This window comes from Bradyrhizobium sp. CCGUVB4N (assembly GCF_024199945.1).
Classification (GTDB): Bacteria; Pseudomonadota; Alphaproteobacteria; order Rhizobiales; family Xanthobacteraceae; genus Bradyrhizobium.
Map to the genome: position 1 here is coordinate 7331166 of NZ_JANADP010000001.1, position 22078 is coordinate 7353243.

The window sequence follows — 22078 nt, forward strand, 5'->3', positions numbered from 1 at the left end:
GATCATGTATGTCTGGGACTTCGCGGCGCTCAAGCCGTATTGGGGCCTGATCTGGCAAGGGCTCCTGGTCACCCTGTTCTACACGGTGACCACGGTGGTCGCGGGTCTCGCCATCGGACTGTTCGTCGGCATTTTGCGCACGACGGCGCCGCGTTGGGTCACGGTGCCGCTGCGTCTCTATATTGAGGTGTTCCGCTGCACGCCGCTGCTGGTGCAGCTGATCTGGGTCTACTACGCCCTGCCCGTCCTGATCGGCGTCGACATGTCGCCGGCCATGGCCTGCTTCATCGCGCTGTCGCTCTATGCCGGCTCGTTCTATGCAGAAATCTTCCGTGGCGGCATCGAAGCCGTTGACACCGGCCAGTGGGAGGCCGGGCGCGCCATCGGCATGCGCCGCGGCAAGATCTTTCGCCGCATCGTGCTGCCGCAGGCAACCCAGGTGATGATCCCCTCCTTCATCAACCAGACCATCATGCAGTTGAAGAACACCTCGCTGGTGTCGGTGGTCGCGGTCGGAGACCTGCTCTACCAGGGCACGGTGATCACCGCGTCGAGCTACAAGCCACTCGAAGTCTACACCACGATCGCCGTGCTGTACTTCGTCGTGCTGTTTCCGCTGACGCTGGTCGCTGACAGGGTCGAGCTCAAGATGGGAGCGCATCGATGAGTGCTCTGATCGCAACCAACATCCACAAGGCGTTCGGCGACCACGAGGTGCTCAAGGGCGTCTCGCTCGCGGTCGAACGCGGCGAGGTCGTCACCCTGATCGGTGCCTCGGGCTCCGGCAAGTCGACCTTCCTGCGCTGCCTGAACCTGCTGGAAATGCCGCAGCAGGGCGAACTGGCGATCGGCACGCACAAGTTCTCCTTCGGCAAGGGCGTGCGTGCCGCGGGTGACGCCCAACTCGCGCTGCTTCGACGCAGCGTCGGCATGGTGTTCCAACACTTCAACCTGTTCCCGCACATGTCGGTGCTGTCGAACGTCACCGAGGGCCCGGTGCAGGTGAAAGGCATGGCGCAGGACGAGGCCGACGCACTCGGCCGCGATCTCCTGGCCAAAGTCGGCCTCGCCGACAAGGCGGACGCCTTCCCGAGCCGGCTGTCCGGCGGCCAGAAGCAGCGCGTCGCCATCGCGCGTGCACTCGCCATGAAGCCCGACGTGATGCTGTTCGACGAGCCGACCTCGGCGCTCGATCCAGAACTCGTCGGCGAAGTGCTCTCCGTGATCCGCGGCCTTGCCGCCGAAGGCATGACCATGGTGCTGGTCACCCACGAGATGGCCTTCGCCGCCGACGTCTCCACCCGCGTCGGCTTCATGAACGACGGCGTCATGGCCGAGATCGGCACGCCGGACGAGACCATCCGCCAGCCGCGCAGCGAACGGCTGAAATCCTTTCTCAGCCGGTTTCACGAGACGCATTAGACTGGCGTCGCGACCATTCCGAATCAGTGGGACGATTGATGAAACTGCGCGGTGGCTTCACGAATTACGGCGAGACGATCGGCATCCTGATGCTCGACACGAAGTTTCCGCGTCCGCGCGGCGACATCGGCAACGCGCTCTCCTATGACTTCCCGGTGCGCTACAAGATCGTCCGCGGCGCTCACGCGACGAGGATCATGGGCGACCAGCCTGATCCGGCCCTGCTCGATCCCTTCATCGCGGCTGCCCGCGAGCTGGAGGCCGACGGCGTCAAGGCGATCACGACGAGCTGCGGCTTTCTCGCGCCGTTTCAGAAACAGCTCGCCGCAGCCGTCAATATCCCGGTCTTCACCTCGAGCCTGATCCAGGCACCGCTGATCCATGCGATGCTGCCGCCGGGCAAGGTCATCGGCATCTTCACCGAACGCGGCCATCACATGAACGAGGGGCACTTCCGCGGCGTCGGCTGGTCGCCCGACGTGATCCCCGTCCAGATCCAGGGCATGAAGCCCGATGCGCAGTTTCCTGCGACCTATATTCTCGGTCGGGAGGAATTGGACACCGACGTGCTGCGTGCCGAGATGATCGAAATGACGGAAGCGTTCATGGCGTCCTGCAAGAACCCGGGCGCGATCCTGTTCGAGTGCACCAACATGTGTCCGTTCTCGCGAGACGTCGCCGAGAGATCGGGCCTGCCGGTGTTCGACATCAACACGTTGATCAATCTGTTCTATCGCGCGGCCAGTCCGGTGCCGTATCTCGGCTGAGCCAGGATGACGCACTGCCGACCAGCCGCGCAGCAAGCGCAGCTGCGGCGTTTTGGGCCGATTTCACCGGACATATTGACGCGGATGCCCTGAGCAAACCGGGACGCTGATATGCGCGCTGCCTTACGTGGCCCTTCCGGTGTTGACGCGAATCCATGCGCGTTTAAGTAGGTGAGACAAAGACTGCAGGGATGGCGACGTTCGCTGGGCTGGTTCCCGTTGCCGTCACCCATGCAGGACACATGACGACCTCGCCTCACGCGGCCTCGCCAAGCGCGACACCGAATTCGGCTTCCGCGCCCCCTCATCTCGCCATCGTCCTGTTCTCGCTCGCGATGGGCGGCTTTGCGATCGGGACCACCGAATTCGCATCGATGAGCCTGCTGCCGTTCTTCGCGGCTGACCTTCATATCGACGAGCCGACCGCCGGACACGCAATCAGCGCTTATGCGCTCGGCGTGGTGCTGGGCGCGCCTCTGATCGCCGTGCTCGGTGCGAAATTCGCCCGGCGCACGCAGCTGCTGGCGCTGATGGCCGTGTTTGCGCTCGGCAACGCCCTCACCGCGCTGGCACCCGGCTTCGGCGCGATGATCGCCGCCCGCTTTCTCTCCGGGCTACCCCATGGCGCCTATTTCGGCATCGCCGCGCTGGTTGCGGCATCGCTCGTTCCGCAAGACCGCCGCTCGCGGGTGGTCGGCCAGGTCATGCTCGGGCTGACCATCGCCACCATCATCGGTGTGCCCCTGGCCAATCTGATCGGCCAGCGGGTCGGCTGGCGTGCCAGCTTTGGCCTCGTGTCGGTTCTGGCCTTGCTCACGATGCTGTTGTGCGCGCTGTTCGCACCGCGCGACCAGGCCGGCCGATCGGATCCGCTGCGCGAGCTCGGCGCGCTCAAAAGCCGCCGCGTCTGGACCACGCTCGCGATCAGCGCCATCGGTTTCGGCGGCATGTTCGCCGTCTACACTTATCTCGCGACGACCTTGATCGAGGTCACCAAGGTCAGCACCGAAGTCATCCCGTTCTTCCTGGCGATCTTCGGCATCGGCGCGACCCTCGGCAATCTGTTCGTGCCGCGCTTCGCCGACCGCGCGCTGATGCCAACGGCGGGCGGCATCCTGGTGTTTGCAGCCGTGGCGCTGCTGGCGTTTCCGCTTGTCGCCGGAAATCCCTGGCTGCTTGCGATCGACATTTTCGCGATCGGCGCGAGCGTCGCGCTCGGTGCCGTGCTGCAGACGCGGCTGATGGATGTCGCGGGAGACGCTCAGGCGCTCGCTGCCGCGCTCAATCATTCGGCGTTCAACACCGCCAATGCGCTCGGCCCGTTCCTCGGTGGCCTCGCCATTCGTCAAGGCTGGGGCTGGACCTCCACCGGTCCCGTCGGTGCTGCCCTGGCGGTCCTGGGCTTTCTGATCTGGATCGTCGCCTACCGCGACACCGGCCCCGCGCCGGTCGAGCAAGCCTCAGGCAGTGACGCCGCGCCACGCGAAGCTGCTCCCCTCAAGCGCGCGCCACCACTGGCACCGATTGAGCGGAGCCGTTCGGAAGATCCGGTGGCCTAACGGATCGCAACGCGCTCAGAACAAAGCGGCGTTGAAGGCCTGTCCGTAGATCATCGCGGCCACGAGCGAGACCAGCAGGCCCGCGCCCGAGAAGATCATGAGGATCTTCAGTGTTTCGACCTCGATATTGGTTCCCGTCGCGCGGGATATTGCTCTTGCCAGTGCAGCAATCATCGCCAGCTCCGAAGCCGGCCGCGCAGACGCGGGGCCTGATGTCATCTAGCGCAGATCGGCGCGACTGGCTGTGAAGCAGATTACAGGTGCGGGTTGGTGATCGGTCTGGCGCCAGGGCGCAATCATAGATCTTCGTCCGTGTTCGGTTAGCCCCGATACCGACGACCTCTGTGCGACTGCGGCAAATGTTGCGATGGGCCAAAAGCGGGCCAAGCTAGACCGTTCAAGGTAACAGTGTTAACCTTGGGTTGAACTCAAGCTGGCCCAGTTCACACGCGGAGTGAAGTTTTTGAGCGCAGAGCCGATCATGAAGGTCGAAGTGGTGACCCCGGAAGACTGCACCGGCGCGGTCGTCGGCGACCTGAATTCGCGGCGCGGCCAGATTCAGGACCAAGGCATGCGCGGCAAGGCCAACGTCATTACCGCGATGGTGCCGCTCACGAACATGTTCGGCTACGCGAACAGCCTGCGCTCTGTGAGCCGAGGGCGTGCGACTTTCACGATGAGTTTCGATCACTATGCTACGACGCCTACGCCATCGAATTCCAACTAACTGATATTGCGTTAGAATAGCCGAAATTGATTGGAAGCGCGGCTTCTGGTTTGGGTCTCATTCCCGGCGGATTCATCAGACGTTGTGAGCAGGTTGATGTCCGCTTCTGCCCGCAAGCGCCGAACCAGACGCGTTGCGTCTGGCCGGGCTCCCGTGAGCCCGCACTAATCGCGCGACACGCGCGGGGTCGAGGGCGTGACGTTGGCTGGCGTGTGGAACTCTAGCCGCGCCCGGTTCTCCTCACGCACGCCAGAGTCGTCGCCGAACTCGACATAGGTCTGCGCGTCCTGCTTCCATTGCGGCCATGGCGTTGCCGGCGTGGCGGGATTGCCTGACCGCGCGAAGGCGACCAGCGTGTCCATCATGCGTTCGGACAGCGCACGGTCGAACTCGGTCCAGTTGCGCGTGGTGCGGAATTTGTTGAAGGCGTCCTGCGTACCGAACCAGTAAGGTACGTCAGAGGTGTGATAGGCCCCGATCTTCTGCGGGCTGTCGAAGAACTCGACACCGGGCGCGAACGGATGCACGCGCGAGAACATGTACATGTAGAACGGCGCCTTGCCGGCCCTCACCTGGGCTTCCGCCCAGTTGCGCGTGCCGATCTCGACCAGTCCCTCGCGCGCGGCGAGCAGGCCCATCGCCTTCGCCTCGCCGTCAGTCTTCGCAGGATAGAGCGCGAGGAAGCGATCGGCCTGGTCGCCGTAGAGCTTTTTCGCGGCGGCGACATAAGCCTCTAACGTGCCCGCGGTACGCAGATCGTTCGAGCTTTCGTCGCTGGTGAAGCCGGCGACGGTCGCGACGTCGTTCTGCTTGCCCGCAGCAAAGATGTTGGGGACCGTGTCAGGCAGCACGTAACCGTCGATATCGGGCGTGACCGAGATCGTGCCGGCGCAGCCGAGCTGGCAATCCTTCTGGATGGCGAGAATCTTGTCGGCCTGGATCTGCCGCATCTCGGCCAATGACGATGCGCCTAGCGCTGACTGCACCTCGAGGCCGATCTTCTCCGCGGCAGGCAGCGCCGGGAATTTGAAGCGGTTGTCGAACATGCTGAGACTCATGGCGAAGCCGCGATTGAACAGGCCCTTGGCCAGCGGGCTCGCTTCCAGCGCCGACACCGACATCGCGCCGGCCGACTGACCGGTGATGGTGACGTTGTCGGGATCGCCGCCGAATTGCGCGATGTTGCGCTTGACCCATTGCAGCGCCGCGACCTGGTCCATCAGGCCGTAATTGCCGGAAGCATGGTTCTGCGATTCCGCGGTCAACTCGGGATGGGCGAGATTGCCCAGAATGCCGACGCGATAGTTGAAGCTGACGAAGATCGTGCCCTTCTTCGCAACGTTCTCGCCGTCATACATCGCCATGCCGCTGGAGCCGAGGGTGAAACCGCCGCCATAGATCCAGACCACGACCGGCAGCTTCGCGCCCGGCTTGGCATCCGCGCTCGCCCAGATGTTCAGATAGAGGCAGTTCTCGCTGGTCGCCTCTTCGCCGAAATAGTGATTGAGATTGTGCCGTCGCAGCACTTGGATGCATTCCGGCCCCAACCGGTCGGCGTGGTAGACCCCCTTCCACGCCTCGACCTTCTGCGGCGCGCGCCAGCGCAGATCGCCGAGCGGCGGCGCGGCAAAGGGAATGCCGAAATAGGCTTTGACGCTCGACGGCAGCACCTTGCCGGAGACGGCGCCGCTGTCGATGCTGACGGGGTCTCCGGGAACAGGCGTCGCGACGATTTGCGCGGCGACGGGTGAAGCCGTCAGCAGCGCGAACGCGCCAAGGAGCGAGACGATCGAACCGCGCGTAGCATTCCTGTTCAAGATGCTCATACGGCCTCCCTGATGGTCTTTTTATTGTTGGTGCCGGTGCTCAGTTCCGCCCAGAGGCGAGAGCGCACGCCTTCGTTGAGAGGCACAATATGAAACGGCTGGCCGAAGATTGCGAGTGGCTCCTTAGGCAGGTCGAACCGCGGCCAGGCTTCCGCGACATCGGGCGCGCCAGATGTCACGAAGCGCAGCAGGCTGGTCTGGAACCGCGCCGCGACGTCGATATCGGCCGGGGTCATCGGACCGCCCTTGCGCTTCAGGATCGGACGATCGATGAAGTCGGGCAGATGCGCCCAGAGGCAGGCATTGTCGGCGCCGTGGGTCGGTCCTTGCGACAGGAACGGCTCCAGCGACGGGCGATGGTCGAACCGGCTCAGCCACACCGCGCCACCCGCGGCTGCGTGGCTTCGCGCGAGATCGGCCATCGGGCGGTGCCAGAACGCATCCGACAGCAGCGCCTCGTATGGATCCTCGTCAGGGCGTGCCGAGCCGCGATAGCAGGCCAGCAGACGCTCCCAGCCGGCATCGCCGAAAGCTGTGCGCACATTGCGCTCGGTGGTGCGGATCATCGCGGCCGGCGGCGTGCTCTTCAAAAACATCACCATCTCGTCGCGGCAGGAACCGAGCCAAAGCGGAATGTCGCGCAAGCTTCCCTCGGCAAAGATGTCGCGCGGCTCGCGTGCGATCACGGTGCCGTCGAGCACCGGGCCAAACACGGTGCCTGAAGCGGTCTCGTCGGCGATCCTGCGGCCGACGCGCTCGACGGCTGCGAAGAGTTTTGGCAGCGGCACGGAGGCAATGGCCGCGGGGTCGCTCGCAAGCTCGAGCTCTTCGATGACGCGGCGCGCGACCTGGTCAGCATGGTCGGCGCTCATGATGTTGCGACCAGGCGCACTCAGCGCCAGTGCGCGGGCGAACTTGCCCTTGGCCTGCGGCAGCGTCGCGAGCGCGATCACCATCGACGCGCCGGCGGACTGGCCCGACAGCGTCAGTTGGTTCGGATCGCCGCCGAAACTGGCGATGTTGGCATGGACCCAGTCGAGCGCGGCTAGCGAATCCGAAATGGCGAGGTTGTTGGCCTCGGCCAATCCGTGACGATGCAGCTGCAGGAAGCCGAGCGGGCCGAGCCGGTAGTTGATGGTGACGATGACGGCCGGGCCGTGTGCGGCAAGGAATGCGCCGTCATAATCGGCGCCGCCGCCGGTGACGAAGGCGCCGCCATGGATGAAGAACAGCACCGGCAGCGGGCGATCAGCGCCCACGGGCGTCCAGATATTCAGGCTGAGACAGGATTGTTCGACCTGATCGAGATGCCCGGGCTGCGGCGCATAAGCGCCGTAGTCCGTGCAACGGCGCGGCTCCGTCCACGCTTGCGGCGGCGTCGCCTTGGCAAATCGCCGCGCGGTCGCGAACGGCACGCCCTTGAAGGCGCGGACGTGCCCCTGCTCGGCCCCGATGATCGGGCCGTGCGTGGTCGGAATAGCGTTGGTCAGCATCGATCCTTGTCCTGTCTTGCGCTCACGCGCGCCGCTTGCCGAGATCGGCGATGTCGACCTTGTGGGTTTCCCGTGCGGTCATCGCGGCCAAGGCGGAGGCGACGCAGCACCCGGCGACGAAGATCGCAACCGGGACCCAGCCATTCGGGCCTTCGCCGACCAGGCTCGCGCTCACCAGCGGCGTGAAGCCGGCGGCGAGGAAGCCGAGCTGGGTGCCGATCGCCGTGCCGGAATAGCGCACGCGCGCCTCGAACATCTCCGCATAGAACGACGGCCAGATCGCGTTCGGCGCGGAGTAGATGATGTAGAGGCCGATCGCGGCGGCGAAGATCGCCGGCGTGCTGCCCGAGGTCACCAGCATGAAATAGGGAAACAACAACACGGCGCAGCCGAGCACGCCGCCGATGAACACCGGCTTGCGGCCGATCTTGTCGGCAAGCAAGGCCCAGAGCGGCTGCGCGAACAGCGCCGTGACATTGCCGAGCACGCCGGCCCACAGCATGGTCGGGCGCGCGACGCCGAACTTGCTGGTGGCGTAGCCGAGCGCGAACACCGCGGTCAGCGTGCTGACGGTCGCGATCAGCGCGCAGACGATGACGCGCAGCACGTCCGGCCAGTAGTCACGCAGCAGCGCGACCACGGGAAAGCGCGCCACTTGCGCCTTGTCCTTGATGTCTTCGAACACGGGCGTTTCCGGCATGGTCCGCCGCACCAGATAGGCGACCAGCAGCACCAGCGCGGAGAGCAGGAACGGAATGCGCCAGCCCCAGCTCAGCAGCTGATCTTCCGGCATGCTGGACACCGGGATGAACACCAGCGTCGCCAGGATCGCGCCGGCCTGGGTGCCGCTCAGGGTCCAGCTCGTGAAGAAGGCGCGGTTGGAATTGGCGGAATGTTCCAGCGTCAACGAGTTTGCTCCGCTCTGCTCGCCGGCCGCCGACAGGCCCTGCAGCAGGCGCAGCAGCGTCAGGATGATGGGCGCGGCATTGCCGATCGTCTTGGCGTCGGGCAGCAGGCCGATCGCGAGCGTCGAAGCGCCCATGATCACCAGCGTGAACAGCAGCACCGTCTTGCGGCCGATGCGGTCGCCGAAATGGCCGAGGATGACGGCGCCGACGGGACGCGCGATATAGCCGATGCCGAACGACAACAGCGCGAGCAGCGTCCCGGTCGCGGGATCGACATTGGCGAAGAACACTTTTGGAAAGATCAGCGCCGCCGCGGTGCCGTAGATGAAGAAGTCGTAGTATTCGAGCATGCTGCCGACGAAGCTGACGAGCGCAGCGCGCTTCGGCAGCTTGTTTGGCGTGGTTTCCGCGCCGGCCGGCGCGTGCAGCGATGCAGTTGAGATCGAGCTCATCGAAAATTCCTCCCCGTGTGCGATGGCGGTCGCAGCTCGCTTTGGCCCGTCCGGCCGTGCGCGCCTTTTTTGCTTTTGGTTGCCGCAACCTTGGTTTCAATCCATAATGTACGAACTAGTACGTTTATGCAAGTCCACCTCAAAAGACGTCGGATTGGGCGAAATTTGCCTTCACCTTCAAGGTGATCCATAGAAACGGGCGGGAGAAACAGTGATGCTCGAGCGCATGCCACCCCCATTGAAGCGCACCAACGACCCCGAGCGCACCAAGCGCGACATCCTCGAAGTGGCGATGGCCGAATTCGCCTCGGAGGGCTATTCCGGCGCCCGCGTCGATGCGATCGCGGCGCGGACGCGCACCTCGAAGCGGATGATCTATTACTATTTCGGTGGCAAGGAGCAGCTCTACCTCGCGGTGCTGGAGGAAGCCTATCGCAGCATCCGCGCATTGGAAGACCAGCTCGATATCGCAAGCTGCGACGCGCGCGAGGGCCTGCGCCGGCTGATCGAGGCGACCTTCGACCACGACGAGCGCAACCCGAACTTCATCCGCCTCGTCTCGATCGAGAACATCCACCACGGCAAGCACCTGAAGCAGAATCTGCAGCTGCGCCAGCTCAACGCCAGCGTGATCGCGACGCTCGACGGCATCTTGAAGCGCGGCCGCAGCGAGGGCGTCTTCCGCGACGACGTCGACGCCATCGATCTGCATCTGGCGATCTCTTCCTACTGCTTCTTCCGCGTCGCCAACCGGCATACGTTTGGGGCGCTGTTTGATCGGGACCTCAGCGAGCCGAAGGTGCTGGCGAAGAGCAGGAGCCAGATCGTGGAGATGATCTTGGCGTGGTTGGGGGCGAAGGGTTGAGGCGAAAGCGCTGCCACGCATTCGCTGTCGTCCCGGCCTAGTGCGCAATTGCGCACTAGGCCGGGACGACATTAACCCCTACCCCGTCTTCTTCTGCCGCGCACTCGCAAGCAACACCAGCATGAAGGACGCCGCGGTCATCAGCGTCGAGATCGCGGCGATGGTCGGATCGATCTCGTCGCGGAGCGCGGTGAACATGCGCTTGGTCAGCGGCTGATACTGGCCGCCCGAGATGAACAGCGCGACGATGGTCTCGTCCATCGCCGAGATGAAGGCGAAGATGCCGCCCGCGACCACGCTCGATTTGATCTGCGGCAGCGTCACCGCAAAGAAGCTGCGCAGGCGGTTCATGCCGAGGCTGCGGGCGACCATCTCCTGCGCGGGATCGAAGCTCTGCAGGCCCGCGAGCACCGAGATGACGACGTAAGGCAAGCCCAGCATCACGTTCGCGAGCACGAGGCCCGGCAGGGTAGCGACCAGGCCGATCTTGGCGTAGACGAAGAAGATGCCGACCGCGGTGATGATGATCGGCACCACCAGCGGCAACAGCAGCGCCATGTGGATGACGCGCATGATCCGCAGCTTCGACTGGCTGATGGCGTAGGCGGCGGCGACGCCACACGGCGTTGCGATCGCCACCGTGAACAGCGCGACCGTCAGCGTCACCTGCGTCGCCTGCATCCAGGCCGGATTGGCGAAATATTGCTGGTACCAGCGCAGCGAGAACGACGGCGGCGGGAACGTCAGGAATCGCGCGCTGGAAAACGAGATCGGCGCGATGATCAGCACCGGCAGGATCAGATAGATCAGCACCAGCGAGCTGATCACGTAGAGGGCGATGCGGGCGGGCGAGATGCGCGTCATTTCTGCCCCAACACGCGATCGAGCGAAATGAAGCGGCTGACGACGAAAAAGATCAGGAGCACGCTCACGAGCAGCACCACGGCGACCGCGCTCGCGGCGCCGAACTGGTTGTAGAGCTCGACATTGCGGCTGACCAGCATCGACACCATCACGGTGCGGCCACCGCCGAGCAGCTCCGGCGTGATGTAGAAGCCGAGGCAGAGCACGAACACCATGGTGCAGCCCGCCAGCACGCCGGGGAGCGACAGCGGCAGGAACACGCGGAAGAATGTCAGCGACGGGCTTGCGCCCAGGCTGGCACCGGCCTGCATGAGATCGCCGGGGATTTTTTGCATGGTGGCGTAGAGCGGCAGCACCATGAACGGCAGCAGGATGTGCACGGTCGCGACCACCGTGCCGAAGGTGTTGTGCACCAGCGCGAGCGGCTCGGAGATGACATCGAGATAACGCAGGAATTGATTGATCACGCCAGTGCGCTGGAGCAGCGCCAGCCAGGCATAGGCGCGCACCAGCACCGATGTCCAGAACGGCAGCACGACCAGCGACAGGATGAGGATGCTCCAGCCCTTCGGCACAGAGTTGGCGAGATAGGCCACGGGATAGCCGAGCAGCAACGCGATCACGGTGACCGCGAGGCTGATCTCGAAGGTCAGCGCAAAGCTCCGCCAGTAGATGTCTTCGGTGAAGACGCGGCGATAGTTCTCCAGCGTGAAGCCGTCATGGTAGATCGACTGCCAGGCCAGCCAGCCGACCGGCAGCACGATCAGAGCCAAAATCACCAGCAACGCCGGCGACACCAGTGCCAGCATCAGGCCGTTCTCGCGGCGCTGATGCTTCTCGGAGGGATCTGGCACGGATGTCGTCAACGCTGCCTCGCTCTCTTACTTCTGCATGAACGATGCCCAGCGCTTCTCGGCGGCTTCTCCGGCCGGCGAGGACCACCAGGCGTAGGACATCAGTGCTTGCTTCGAGGCATTCGCCGGCTCGCTCGGCAATTGCGCGGCACGCTCCGGCTTGATCACGCTGGTCTCGAATGCCTTGGGATTGCCCGGGCCGTAGTCGATGTTGAGCGGCAAATTGGCCTGGTGCACGGGATCGACGGCCTCGTTGAGGAACTTCACGGCCGTGTCGAGATTCGGCGCACCCTTGAGGATGCAGAGCGACGTACTCTGCAGGATACCCTGGTTGTAGGTGAAGGTGACCTTGGCGCCCTCCTTCGCGACCGCGCTGACGCGGCCGTTCCAGGCCATTTCCATGTCGACCTCGCCGTCATTGAGCAACTGCGCCGACTGCGCGCCCGAGGTCCACCACACCGTGATGTGCGGCTTGATCTCCTCCAGCTTCTTGAAGGCGCGATCGACGTCGAGCGGATAGAGCTTGTCCGGCGCGACGCCGTCGGCCATCAGCGCCGCCTCGAGCGTGGCGAACGGATGGTTGCGCAACGCGCGGCGGCCCGGGAATTTCTTCACGTCCCAGAAATCGGCCCAGCTGTTGGGCGCGTCCTTCGGGAAGGTCTTCTGGCTGTAGGACAGCACGCTGGAATAGAACTCGTAGGACACCGAATAGGGACTGCGATAGGACTCCGGCATCGCGGCGCCGTTTGGAATCTTCGAGAAGTCGAGCTTCTCGATCAGCCCCTGCTCGCCGCCACGCAGGCAATTGCCGGTAGGGGTGTCGACGACGTCCCAGATCGGCTTGCCGCTGCCGACCTGGGTCTTGATCGCAGGCCAGGCGTCGGGGATGGAGTCCTGGTTGATTGTGATGCCGAGCTTCTTGGCGGAGGGATCGAGGATCGCCACCGTCTGTGCCTGCTGATAGGCGCCGCCTTGCGAGACGAAGGTGATCTGCTCGGCGGCGTGCGCCGCGGTGAAACCACATGCGCCCAGCAATGCGCAGCCCAATCCCAAATTCAGCTTCGTATTCATCCTCGCCTCCTCCAAGTGAACATCACTGACCGATCGCATCGAGAAACTGGTACCAGCCGGCGACCATGCGCACGGCGGGCTCGCGCAGCGGGTAGAAAGGAATGGCCTTCATGCGGCTGACATCGAGCAGCCCGACCTCGGGCGTCTCGCCGCGCACGAAGGCGGCGAGATAGCGGCCCATCAGGCTCGACATCGCGACGCCCGCGCCGTTGTAGCCCATCGAGACCAGCGTGCGGTCGTCGATCCGGCCGATATGCGGCACCGAGTCCAGGGTCATGCCGACGAGGCCCGACCATTTGTATTCGAGCGGGACGTCGGCGAGATCAGGGAAGATACCGACCATCGCCTTGCGCAGCGCGTCGAACGCGGCTTGCGAATCCTGCTTGCCGAAGGCGCCGCGGCCGCCAAAGATCACGCGGTTATCGACCATGCGGAACCAGCGCATCATGCGCTTGGTCTCGGTGTAGGTGCGTCCCGTCGGCATCAGCTTGCCGGCGAGATTGCGCGGCAACTGCTCGGTGGCAATGAGGGCGCTGCGGAACGGGATCAGCGTGCGCTGCAGATGCGCAGTCGCGCCGGTGAGATCCGAATAGCTGTTGGTGGCGATGATCGCCTGCTTCGCGCGCACCGCGCCTTGCGGCGTCTCGGCGACGATGCCATCGCCCTCCCGACGGAGTTTGATCACCGGCGATTCCTGGAAAATGGGAACGCCGCGGCGCGCCACGCCATCGGCAAGGCCGCGCAGATAATTCAGCGGATGGATGCCGCCCGAGCCGGGATTGAGCACGCCGCCGACAAAGATGTCCGAGCCGGTCTCCTCGCGCACGCCGCTCTTGTCGAGGATACGGACCTCGGCCGAGCCCATCTCGCGCGTCATCCAATTGGCTTCGTCGATCGCGGCCTTCAGCGTCGTCTCATTATGCGCGGCCTTGACCTGGCCCGTGCGGGCCAGGTTGGCGCTGGTGATACCGAACTCGGAGACCAGCTCCTCGACCATGTCGGTCGATTCATGCGCGATCTCGTACATCCGCTTGGCCATGGCACGGCCATGGGTGGCGTCGATCTCGCGGAACGAGAGCCGGAATTTCGCGGTGATCACGCCGCCATTGCGCCCGCTCGCGCCCCAGCCGGGACGATTGGCTTCCAGCACGATTGGCGCGAGACCACTCTTGGCGATGTGGTGCGCGGCGGAGAGACCCGTGTAGCCCGCGCCGATGATCACCACGTCGGCCTGTTGCTCGCCGGACAGCACGGGAAACGCGCGCGCCGGCTCCGCCGTGGCTTCCCACAGCGAATTGGCCGACGGCAGCGCGTTCCAGTCCCGTGTCATACCGGCGCTCACGGATTACGCCGCAGGCCCGATGGCCGCGTCGGCCAGCGCCTTCAGCGTCGGAAAATGGAAGTCCGGTTTCGTCAGCGTCTCCACCGCCGGCGTGCCGCCAAAACCGGCGACGCCCTGGCGACGCTCGATCCAGCACACCTTGTAGCCGAGCTTCCGCGCGATCCCGATGTCGTGATACTGGCTCTGCGCAACATGCAGGATATCGGACTGCTTGTAGCCGAACGCCGACTGACGCCCCTTGTTAAAGGCGAAGAACTCCGGGTTCGGCTTCGCCACGCCGGTGTCGTCGGCGCAGACGGTGTCGTCGAAGGGATTGCCGAGCGCGTGGGCGTAGCAGGACAGCGCCACACGATCGGCATTGGTCATCGCCACCAGGCGAAACTTCGTGCGCAGCCGCTTCAGTGCCTCCACGGAGTCCGAGAACGGTCCCCAGCGCAGCACCGAGAGCTGGAACACGTCGCAGGACGCGTCGTCCGCCGGCAGCCCAAGCTCTTTGGCGAGATGACGATAGACGTGGAACATCGCCTCGCTGGAGCGATCGTAATGCTTGTCGCGGCCGCGCTTGTAGGGCTCGAAGATCTGCTCGTCGCTGAGCTCGGCCGGCGTCTTGCCGGAGATCCTGCGCACCGCGGAGAGCACGCCGGTTTCGAAATCGATCAAGGTGCCGACGACGTCGAAGGTGAGAACCTTGAAATTGCTGAACGCGGCTTGGGTCGACATATCAGTTTCTTCTCTCGGTTGGACAAGGTTTGGTCAGTCCACCCTGGGCACCACGATGGTGTCCTCGGGATGAAGGGTGACGGTGAGGCTGCCGCCGAGCGGCGGGATGCGACTGTAGGCCTGGTGGTAGCTCGGCTGGCGCAGGCTGAGCGCGATGCCGTCCGTCAGCGCCAGGAAGATGCGCAGGCTCTCGCCCTGGTAGACGATGTCGGTGACCGTCCCGGTCAGGCGGTTGCAGGCGGCATCCTGCGCGCCGTCGTCGATCAGGAGCTTTTCGCTGTGCACGGCGAGCATCAGCGCATCGCCGTCGGGAATGGCGCGGGCGCTGCGCAAAAGCGCATTGCCGAGCGCGACACTGGAGGCATCGACGCGGCGTACCGGCAGCATCGTCGCCTCGCCGATGAAGCTAGCGACAAAGGAATCGGCGGGATGATCGTGCAGCCGCTCGGGCTGGTCGATCTGGATCAGCTTGCCGTCCTTCATCACGGCGACGCGGTCGCTCATGGTCAGCGCCTCGCGCTGGTCGTGGGTGACATAGATGATGGTGGCGCCGATCCGCTTGTGCAGCGCACGCAGCTCGATCTGCATGGATTCGCGGAGCTGCTTGTCGAGCGCGGAGAGCGGCTCGTCCATCAGGATCAGCTGCGGCTCGAAGATCATGGCGCGTGCGAGCGCGACGCGCTGGCGCTGGCCGCCGGAGAGCTGCGCGATGCCGCGCTCTTCGTAGCCGGAGAGGCCGACCATCGCGAGCGCCGCGCGCACCTTGTCGGGCCAGCTTGCTTTCGGCAGGCGCCGCGCCCGCAAGGGAAAGGCGACGTTCTCGCCGACGCTCATATGCGGGAACAGCGCGTAGTTCTGGAACACCACGCCGATGTCGCGCTTGTGCGGCGGCATATAGGTGACGTCGCGGCCGCCGAAGAGAATCGTGCCCGATGTCGGCAGGATGAAGCCGCCGAGAATGCCGAGCAGCGTGGTCTTGCCGGAACCGGAGGGGCCGAGCAACGAGACGAATTCGCCGGCGCCGACATTGAGGGAAACGTCGTCGAGAGCGCGAACGGCGCCATACGCCTTGCTCGCGGACCTGATCTCGACGCTTTCCGCTCGTTTGTCCAACGATCGACCTCGTCTCGTTCCCTGCAATGGCGTGCCTCACTGCGCGCCATAAGCCTGCATTATAGACAGCGTTTTGGAGCACTTGCCGGCGCTGCGTGCGCCGCACCAAATTCTTCTTCAAAACACCCTGTCGTTAGGCTGTGATGCCAATGACACCAGACTTGGCAAAACTCGGCAATTGCCAAATTCTCACCGCGCTCATAACATGACGTTATGCCCGAGCTGCGCCGGATGCTGCCCTCAAGTAACGCCCTGTTCGTCTTCGACGCAGCGGCGCGCAATGGCAGCTTCACGGCAGCGGCCGCCGAATTGAACGTCACGCAGCCCGCGGTGAGCCGCATGCTCGGCCAGTTCGAGGACCATCTCGGTGTCCGTCTGTTCGACCGCAAGGCCGGCCGCGCGGTGCTCACCGAGGAAGGCGAGCTGCTCTATCGCCGCGTGCTCGAAGGCTTTCGCAGCATCGAGACCGGTCTCACCGAGATCGAGCGGCGCCGCAAAGGCACCGAGACGGTGACGCTGTCCGTCTCCTCCGCCTTCACCACGCATTGGCTGATGCCGCGCATCGACAAGCTGCAGCGACAGTTTCCGCAGGTCGACCTGCGCTTCCAGCTGATCTCCGGCGCGCTGCGCGGGGCGGTCGAGAATGTCGACCTCGGCATGCGTTTTCGCGATCGCGACGAACCGTCGTCCGGCGGGACGCTGGTGATGAAGGAAGTGATGTTGCCGATGTGCAGCCCCGGCTATCTCGGCGAGACCGATGCCGCCGAGGGCAACACCATCATCCGCCTGGCCGAGACGCCGGGCGACTGGGCCGCGGATTATGCGTCGCTGCTCACCGGACGGCGCGGCGCCGCCAAGGCGCTGAGCTTCACCGATTATGCGGTCGTGGTGCAGGCGGCGCTGCTCGGCCAGGGCATCGCGCTCGGCTGGCTCACGGTGGCCTCGCACTGGCTGTTGACCGGCGCGCTGGTGCCGGCCTCCGACAGGCTCACCACCACGCGCCGCATCTGCGAATTCCTGCCGCCGCGCAACCGGCCGATGCGCCCGATCGCAGCCGAGATCCGCGACTGGATCATCGCCCAGATGCAAAGCGAGATCGCCGCGATCGACAAGCTCTATCCGAAGCTCGGCGCGATGGCCGCCTGCTATTGAGTGCGCGCCAGGGCCTTTCCCGTTCCGATGGAATCGGAACGGGAAAGGCTCTGGATTCTTGTTCTGACGCGTTTTCTTGACGCGAACCGGTATCCACTTCGCTCGAAAACGCTCTACCCGGGCCGGAAGCGCAGATTGGCGCGCGACAGCTGGCTGATCGACGTACATCCCATCAGCTTCATGCCGCGCTCGAGCTCCGTGCGCAGCAGCCCGAGGGCACGCTCGACACCGGGCTGGCCCGCGGCGGCGAGCGGATAGAGATAATATCGTCCGAGCCCGACCGCCTTGGCACCGAGCGACAGCGCTTTCAGGACATGGGTTCCGCGCTGGATGCCGCCATCCATCATCACGTCGATGCGGTCACCCACGGCGTCGACGATTTCGGCGAGCTGGTCGAAAGCCGAGCGGGAGCCGTCGAGCTGGCGGCCGCCATGGTTGGACAGCACGATCCCGGCACAGCCGATGTCGACCGCGCGACGCGCGTCTTCCACCGACATGATCCCTTTCAGGCAGAACGGCCCGTTCCAGTTCTTCACCATCTCCGCGACATCGTCCCAGTTCATCGCGGGATCCAGCATCTCGGTGAAATAGCGACCGATCGACATGGTGCCGCGGCCCATGTCGACATGCTCGTCCAGTTGCGGCAGCCGGAATTTCTCGTGGGTGACGTAATCAATGCCCCATCGCGGCTTGATCGCGAATTGCAGCATGCCGGCCAGCGTCAGGCGGAAGGGAATGCTGAAGCCGGTGCGCAGATCGCGCTCGCGATTTCCACCGGTGATGCTGTCGACCGTCAGCATCATCACCTCGACGCCGGCCTCCTTGGCCCGCTGCATCATCGCGCGGTTGAGACCGCGATCTCGGTGGAAATAGAACTGATAGACCTGCGGCGTGTCATAGGCCTTGCGCAATTCCTCCAGGCTCACCGTGCCGAGCGAGGAGACGCCGAACATGGTGCCGTATTTCGCGGCCGCCGCGCCGACCGCACGCTCGCCGTCATAATGAAACAGCCGCTGCAAGGCGGTCGGCGAGCAGTAGAACGGCTGCGCGAGCTTCTGGCCCATGACGGTGACCGAGAGGTCGACCTGCTGCACGCCGCGCAGCACATTGGGTAACAGGTCGCAATGCTCGAAGCTGGCACTGTTGCGGCGAAGGGTCGTCTCATCGTCGGCCCCGCCGTCGATATAGTCGAAGATCGGGCCGGGCAGCCGGCTGCGTGCCAGCCGCCGGAAGTCGTGGAAGTTATGACACTGTGCCAGCCGCATCGCTTACCTTAGATCTCCTAGTGATGCTCGATCGCACGAATCGCGCCGCGGAGCTCGGCGAGGCCACGGAGGCGGCCGATTGCAGTATAGCCGGGATTGGTACGCTTGGTAGCGGCGAGATCGTCCAGCATGCGATGGCCGTGGTCGGGACGGAAGACGATCCTCTGGTCCGGTGAGCGCCGCGCATTCTCCTTCAACAGCGCCTTGAGCACCGCGATCATATCGACGTCGCCGTCGAGATGATCGGACTCGTGGAACGATACCCCGTCCGCCTCGCGCTTGGTCGCGCGCAGATGGGCAAAGGCAATGCGCGGACCGAAGCGTTCGGCCATGGCGGGCAGATCGTTCTCGGCGCGCACGCCGAGCGAGCCCGTGCAAAGGCAGATGCCGTTGGCCTTCGACGGCACCGCGTCAAACAGCGCCTGGTAGTCCTCTGCCGTGGAAGCAATGCGCGGCAGGCCGAACAGCGGCCGCGGCGGATCGTCAGGGTGCAGCGTCAGCGACACGCCGAGCTGCTCGGCGACCGGCGCGACGCGGCTCAGGAATTCGGCGAGATGCTGCCGCAGGATCTTTGGCGTGATATCGCGATAAGCGTCCAGCTTGTCGCGGAATTGCGGGATGGTCATCGGCTCGGTGGTCGAGCCGGGCAACGCGCTGGCGATGACCATGATGAGATAGTCGATATCGGCCTGGCTCATCTGATCGAACAGCTTCTTGGCGCGCGCCTGCTGCTCGGGGGAGTATTCCTGTCGCGCAGCCGGACGTTCCAGGATGTGCAGCTCGAACGCCGCAAAGCGATCCTGATCGAAGCGCAGGGCACGGGCGCCGTTTGGCAGCTCCCATTCGAGATCAGTCCGACACCAGTCGACGACGGGCATGAAGTTGTAACAGATGACCTTGATGCCGGCTGCGGCCACTGCTTCAAGACTTGCAATCCACGCCTCGATCGATTTCGTCGCCTTTCCGCCGAGCCGCTTGACGTCGTCGGGGATCGGAATCGATTCCACCACCGACCAGGTCAGCTGCGAGCGGCCGGGCTGGCCGTTCTCGATGAAATTCTTGCGCTCCTCGACCGCCTTGCGTGTCCAGGCTTCCCCGATCGGCACTTGATGCAGCGCCGAGACGATATCGCTTGCGCCAGCCTGCCTGACGTCGTCGAGCGACACGGGATCATTGGGCCCGTACCAGCGCCATCCCTCGAGCATCATGGGTATTCTCCAATCAATTGGCGGTCAGCACGACCTTGACACTCTGCGAGCGATCGAGCGCTAGCCGCAGCGCATCAGGCGCGGTCGACAACGGCCGCTCGGCGGTGACGAGTGACAGCACGTCGACGCTGCCGGCTCCAATCAATTCTACCGCCGTCATGAATTCAAGCCCGAAGCGGAACGAGCCGCGCAGGTCGATCTCCTTCGCCATCACCGCATTCGACGGCGTCGGAATTTGCCCGCCCGGCAGATTGCCGATCTGCACCACCACGCCGCCTCGCCGGACGATGCCGATCGCGCTGGCAAGACCAGCGGCCGTGCCCGAGACCTCGAATGCGACGTCGTAGGGACGCGACGCCGCCTGCGCCTTCAGGCCCTCTTCTCCGCCCGAAACGTTCTCGACATGGGACGCACCGAGCTTGGTCGCGAAGGCCAGCGGCGCCGGCGCGATGTCGGCCACCGTGACGTCAGCCATGCCGGCGCGGTGCGCGGCGAGCATGGTCAACAGCCCGATTGGGCCCGCACCAAAAATGATGCCGCGCTTGCCCTGGATGTTGCCGGCACGCGCGACCGCGTGCAGGCAGACGGCGAGCGGCTCGGCAAGCGCCGCGGCCTGATAGGACACGTGGTCCGGGATCTTCACGCACTGCGCCGGGATCGCGTCGAAATAGTTGGCGAAACCACCCTGCATGTGCGGCGTCTTCGACGCCGAGCCCATAAAGTAGATATTCTCGCAGAGGTTCTGCCGGCCCTCGCGGCAGGCGCCGCAATGGCCGCACCAGCGCGACGGGTTGACGGCGACGCGGTCACCGACCTTCAGATTGGCCGCGGAACCCGCGATCTCCACAACCTGGCCCGAGATCTCGTGACCGAGCACCAGCGGCGACTTCACCACGAAATCGCCGGTCCGGGCGTGGCGGAAGTAATGCATGTCCGAGCCGCAGATGCCGCCGGCTCCGAAACGGATGCGCACCATGCCGGAAGCCAACTTGTCGAGCGGATGCTCGATCATGCGCAGATCTTCGGGGCCGAACAGGGTTGCGGCGAGAGAGGTCGAGGTCATTTGGAGAGTCCCATATATTTCGGCAGCCAGAGGGTGAGTTCGGGAATGTAGGTGATCGCGATCAGCGCGATCAGCAGCGGCACCAGCCAGGGCAGGATCGCGACCGTCGTGCGCTCGACCGAGAGCTTTGCCACGCGGGCGAGCACGAACAGCACCATGCCGAGCGGCGGATGCAACAGGCCGATCATCAGGTTCAGCGTCATGATCAGACCGAAATGGATCGGATCGATGCCGAGCTTGAGCACGATCGGCAGCAGGATCGGCACCAGAATGGTGATCGCCGCCGTGGTGTCGATGAAGCAGCCGACGAACAGGATCAGCACGTTGGCGAGCGCCAGGAACACCCATTTGTTGTGGGTGATGCTGAGCATCCAGTCCGACAGCAATTGGGCCGCCTGCGACACCGTCAGCAGCCAGGCGAAGATCGAGGCTGCGGTGACGATGAACAGCACGGAAGCCGTGGTCTCGATGGTGTCGAAGGTCGCCTTCGCCACCGTCTTGAGGGTCATGGTGCGGTAACGCACGAGGCCGAGGAACAGCGACCAGATCACCGCCGCCACGGCCGCTTCGGTCGGCGTGAACCAGCCGAGCGTCATGCCGCCGATCAGGATGACAGGCGCCATCAGCGCCATCACCGCCGAGAAATCGAAGTACCAGTCGATCGCCAGCAGCGCACCGAGGCCGATCACGACGGCCATGTTGGTCGACATGCCGGCCATCACCATCAGCCAGATCGCCAGCGGGAATGCGAGCACGATGGCGATCTCGAGGCCGGCCGAGCCGAGCTGCGGCCAGGAGAACGGCGTGTCGCTGCCCCATTTGTTCTTGTGCGCAAAGTAGGTGACGGTGGCCATCATCAGCAGCGTCATGACGATGCCGGGAATGACGCCTCCCAGAAACAGCGCGCCGATCGAGACGTTCGCCATCATGCCGTAGATCACGAAGGGCAGCGACGGCGGGATGATCGGGCCGAGCGTGGCCGAGGCCGCGGTGACGCCGACCGAGAACTCGGTGGTGTAGCCGTGGTCCTTCATCGCCTTGATCTCGATGGTGCCGAGACCGGCGGCATCCGCGATCGCGGTGCCGGACATGCCGGAGAAGATCACCGAACCGATGATGTTGACGTGACCGAGGCCGCCGCGCATCCAGCCGACCAGCGCGACGGCGAACTTGTAGATGCGGCCGGTGACGCCGGCGATGTTCATGAGATTGCCGGCCAGGATGAAGAAAGGCACGGCGAGCAGCGGAAAGCTCTCGACGCCCGCGATCATGCGTTGTGCCAGCGTGACATCTGGCGTCACGCCGCTGACCAGGATGTAGAGCAGCGACGACGCGGCCATGGCAATCGCCACGGGAACGCCGAGCAGCATCAGGACGAGAAAACCGCCAAGCAACAGCAGCATGAGA

At 64.6% G+C, this 22078-nt stretch carries 20 protein-coding genes and 1 pseudogene; 7 read left to right on the forward strand and 14 right to left on the reverse strand.

Annotated features, from left to right (window positions below):
• The first annotated feature begins 4 nt into the window (after positions 1-4).
• The 4 genes from NLM31_RS33990 to NLM31_RS34005 all read left to right on the forward strand — a co-directional run bounded on the left by NLM31_RS33990 (position 5) and on the right by NLM31_RS34005 (position 3748).
• Positions 5-667, forward strand: coding sequence for an amino acid ABC transporter permease (locus NLM31_RS33990; protein ID WP_254133633.1), 663 nt, complete (start codon positions 5-7; stop codon positions 665-667).
• Positions 664-1422: an amino acid ABC transporter ATP-binding protein gene (locus NLM31_RS33995; RefSeq protein ID WP_254195096.1), complete on the forward strand. Its 759-nt coding sequence runs from the start codon at positions 664-666 to the stop codon at positions 1420-1422. Before NLM31_RS33990 ends, NLM31_RS33995 begins: the two co-directional genes overlap by 4 nt.
• Positions 1423-1460: 38 nt before the next feature.
• The gene (locus NLM31_RS34000) at positions 1461-2189 is read left to right on the forward strand and encodes an aspartate/glutamate racemase family protein (protein WP_254195097.1); all 729 of its coding nucleotides are present in this window, start codon (positions 1461-1463) and stop codon (positions 2187-2189) included.
• Between the two features lie 242 nt (positions 2190-2431).
• Entirely contained in the window at positions 2432-3748 is a 1317-nt protein-coding gene (locus NLM31_RS34005) for an MFS transporter (protein ID WP_375167561.1), read from the forward strand.
• Positions 3749-3763: 15 nt separating this feature from the next.
• Here NLM31_RS34005 and NLM31_RS34010 read toward each other — a convergent pair whose 3' ends face one another.
• Positions 3764-3922: a hypothetical protein gene (locus tag NLM31_RS34010; protein ID WP_254133637.1), complete on the reverse strand. Its 159-nt coding sequence runs from the start codon at positions 3920-3922 to the stop codon at positions 3764-3766.
• A 298-nt stretch (positions 3923-4220) separates the two neighbouring features.
• On the opposite strand from NLM31_RS34010, the pseudogene fusA reads away from it, so the two are divergent.
• Positions 4221-4475 (forward strand): annotated as a pseudogene (fusA, locus tag NLM31_RS34015) (elongation factor G); the annotation flags it as partial.
• Between the two features lie 164 nt (positions 4476-4639).
• On the opposite strand, the gene NLM31_RS34020 reads toward fusA, so the two are convergent.
• The 3 genes from NLM31_RS34020 to NLM31_RS34030 are packed head-to-tail and all read right to left on the reverse strand — an operon-like array spanning position 4640 to position 9154.
• A complete protein-coding gene (locus NLM31_RS34020; protein ID WP_254133638.1) occupies positions 4640-6301 on the reverse strand; it encodes a carboxylesterase/lipase family protein in 1662 nt (553 codons plus the stop codon).
• Entirely contained in the window at positions 6298-7794 is a 1497-nt protein-coding gene (locus tag NLM31_RS34025) for a carboxylesterase/lipase family protein (RefSeq protein ID WP_254195099.1), read from the reverse strand. Before NLM31_RS34025 ends, NLM31_RS34020 begins: the two co-directional genes overlap by 4 nt.
• Before the next feature lie 22 nt (positions 7795-7816).
• On the reverse strand, positions 7817-9154 hold the full coding sequence (locus NLM31_RS34030; protein WP_254195100.1) for an MFS transporter: 1338 nt from the start codon (positions 9152-9154) through the stop codon (positions 7817-7819).
• A gap of 214 nt (positions 9155-9368) precedes the next feature.
• Between NLM31_RS34030 and NLM31_RS34035 the strand changes: the two genes are divergently transcribed.
• Complete coding sequence (locus NLM31_RS34035; RefSeq protein ID WP_254133641.1) at positions 9369-10019, forward strand: TetR/AcrR family transcriptional regulator; 651 nt, start codon at positions 9369-9371, stop codon at positions 10017-10019.
• Positions 10020-10097: 78 nt separating this feature from the next.
• Here NLM31_RS34035 and NLM31_RS34040 read toward each other — a convergent pair whose 3' ends face one another.
• From NLM31_RS34040 to NLM31_RS34065, 6 genes are all read right to left on the reverse strand, one after another.
• A complete protein-coding gene (locus NLM31_RS34040; protein ID WP_254195101.1) occupies positions 10098-10883 on the reverse strand; it encodes an ABC transporter permease in 786 nt (261 codons plus the stop codon).
• On the reverse strand, positions 10880-11692 hold the full coding sequence (locus NLM31_RS34045) for an ABC transporter permease (RefSeq protein ID WP_254135511.1): 813 nt from the start codon (positions 11690-11692) through the stop codon (positions 10880-10882). The genes NLM31_RS34040 and NLM31_RS34045 overlap by 4 nt, the downstream gene beginning before the upstream one ends.
• 72 nt (positions 11693-11764) lie before the next feature.
• On the reverse strand, positions 11765-12808 hold the full coding sequence (locus NLM31_RS34050) for an ABC transporter substrate-binding protein (protein ID WP_254195102.1): 1044 nt from the start codon (positions 12806-12808) through the stop codon (positions 11765-11767).
• A 22-nt stretch (positions 12809-12830) separates the two neighbouring features.
• Positions 12831-14138: an FAD-binding oxidoreductase gene (locus NLM31_RS34055; RefSeq protein WP_254195103.1), complete on the reverse strand. Its 1308-nt coding sequence runs from the start codon at positions 14136-14138 to the stop codon at positions 12831-12833.
• A gap of 15 nt (positions 14139-14153) precedes the next feature.
• Complete coding sequence (locus NLM31_RS34060; RefSeq protein ID WP_254195104.1) at positions 14154-14870, reverse strand: HAD family hydrolase; 717 nt, start codon at positions 14868-14870, stop codon at positions 14154-14156.
• Positions 14871-14903: 33 nt separating this feature from the next.
• Positions 14904-15983, reverse strand: a complete 1080-nt coding sequence (locus NLM31_RS34065) for an ABC transporter ATP-binding protein (protein WP_254195105.1) — start codon at positions 15981-15983, stop codon at positions 14904-14906.
• A gap of 213 nt (positions 15984-16196) precedes the next feature.
• Between NLM31_RS34065 and NLM31_RS34070 the strand changes: the two genes are divergently transcribed.
• Complete coding sequence (locus NLM31_RS34070; protein WP_254195106.1) at positions 16197-17135, forward strand: LysR family transcriptional regulator; 939 nt, start codon at positions 16197-16199, stop codon at positions 17133-17135.
• A gap of 113 nt (positions 17136-17248) precedes the next feature.
• Here NLM31_RS34070 and NLM31_RS34075 read toward each other — a convergent pair whose 3' ends face one another.
• From NLM31_RS34075 to NLM31_RS34090, 4 genes are read right to left on the reverse strand one after another with little or no spacing between them, the layout of a single operon-like run.
• The gene (locus NLM31_RS34075) at positions 17249-18400 is read right to left on the reverse strand and encodes an alpha-hydroxy acid oxidase (RefSeq protein ID WP_254195107.1); all 1152 of its coding nucleotides are present in this window, start codon (positions 18398-18400) and stop codon (positions 17249-17251) included.
• 17 nt (positions 18401-18417) lie between these two features.
• Positions 18418-19608 carry a mannonate dehydratase gene (gene uxuA, locus NLM31_RS34080; protein ID WP_254195108.1) on the reverse strand — a complete coding sequence of 397 codons (1191 nt, stop codon included), beginning with the start codon at positions 19606-19608 and terminating at the stop codon, positions 18418-18420.
• 13 nt (positions 19609-19621) lie between these two features.
• Positions 19622-20671 (reverse strand): L-idonate 5-dehydrogenase, encoded by a 1050-nt coding sequence (locus NLM31_RS34085; protein ID WP_254195109.1) that lies wholly within the window; start codon positions 20669-20671, stop codon positions 19622-19624.
• Positions 20668-22074 (reverse strand): TRAP transporter large permease, encoded by a 1407-nt coding sequence (locus NLM31_RS34090; RefSeq protein ID WP_254133651.1) that lies wholly within the window; start codon positions 22072-22074, stop codon positions 20668-20670. Before NLM31_RS34090 ends, NLM31_RS34085 begins: the two co-directional genes overlap by 4 nt.
• Positions 22075-22078: the final 4 nt, after the last annotated feature.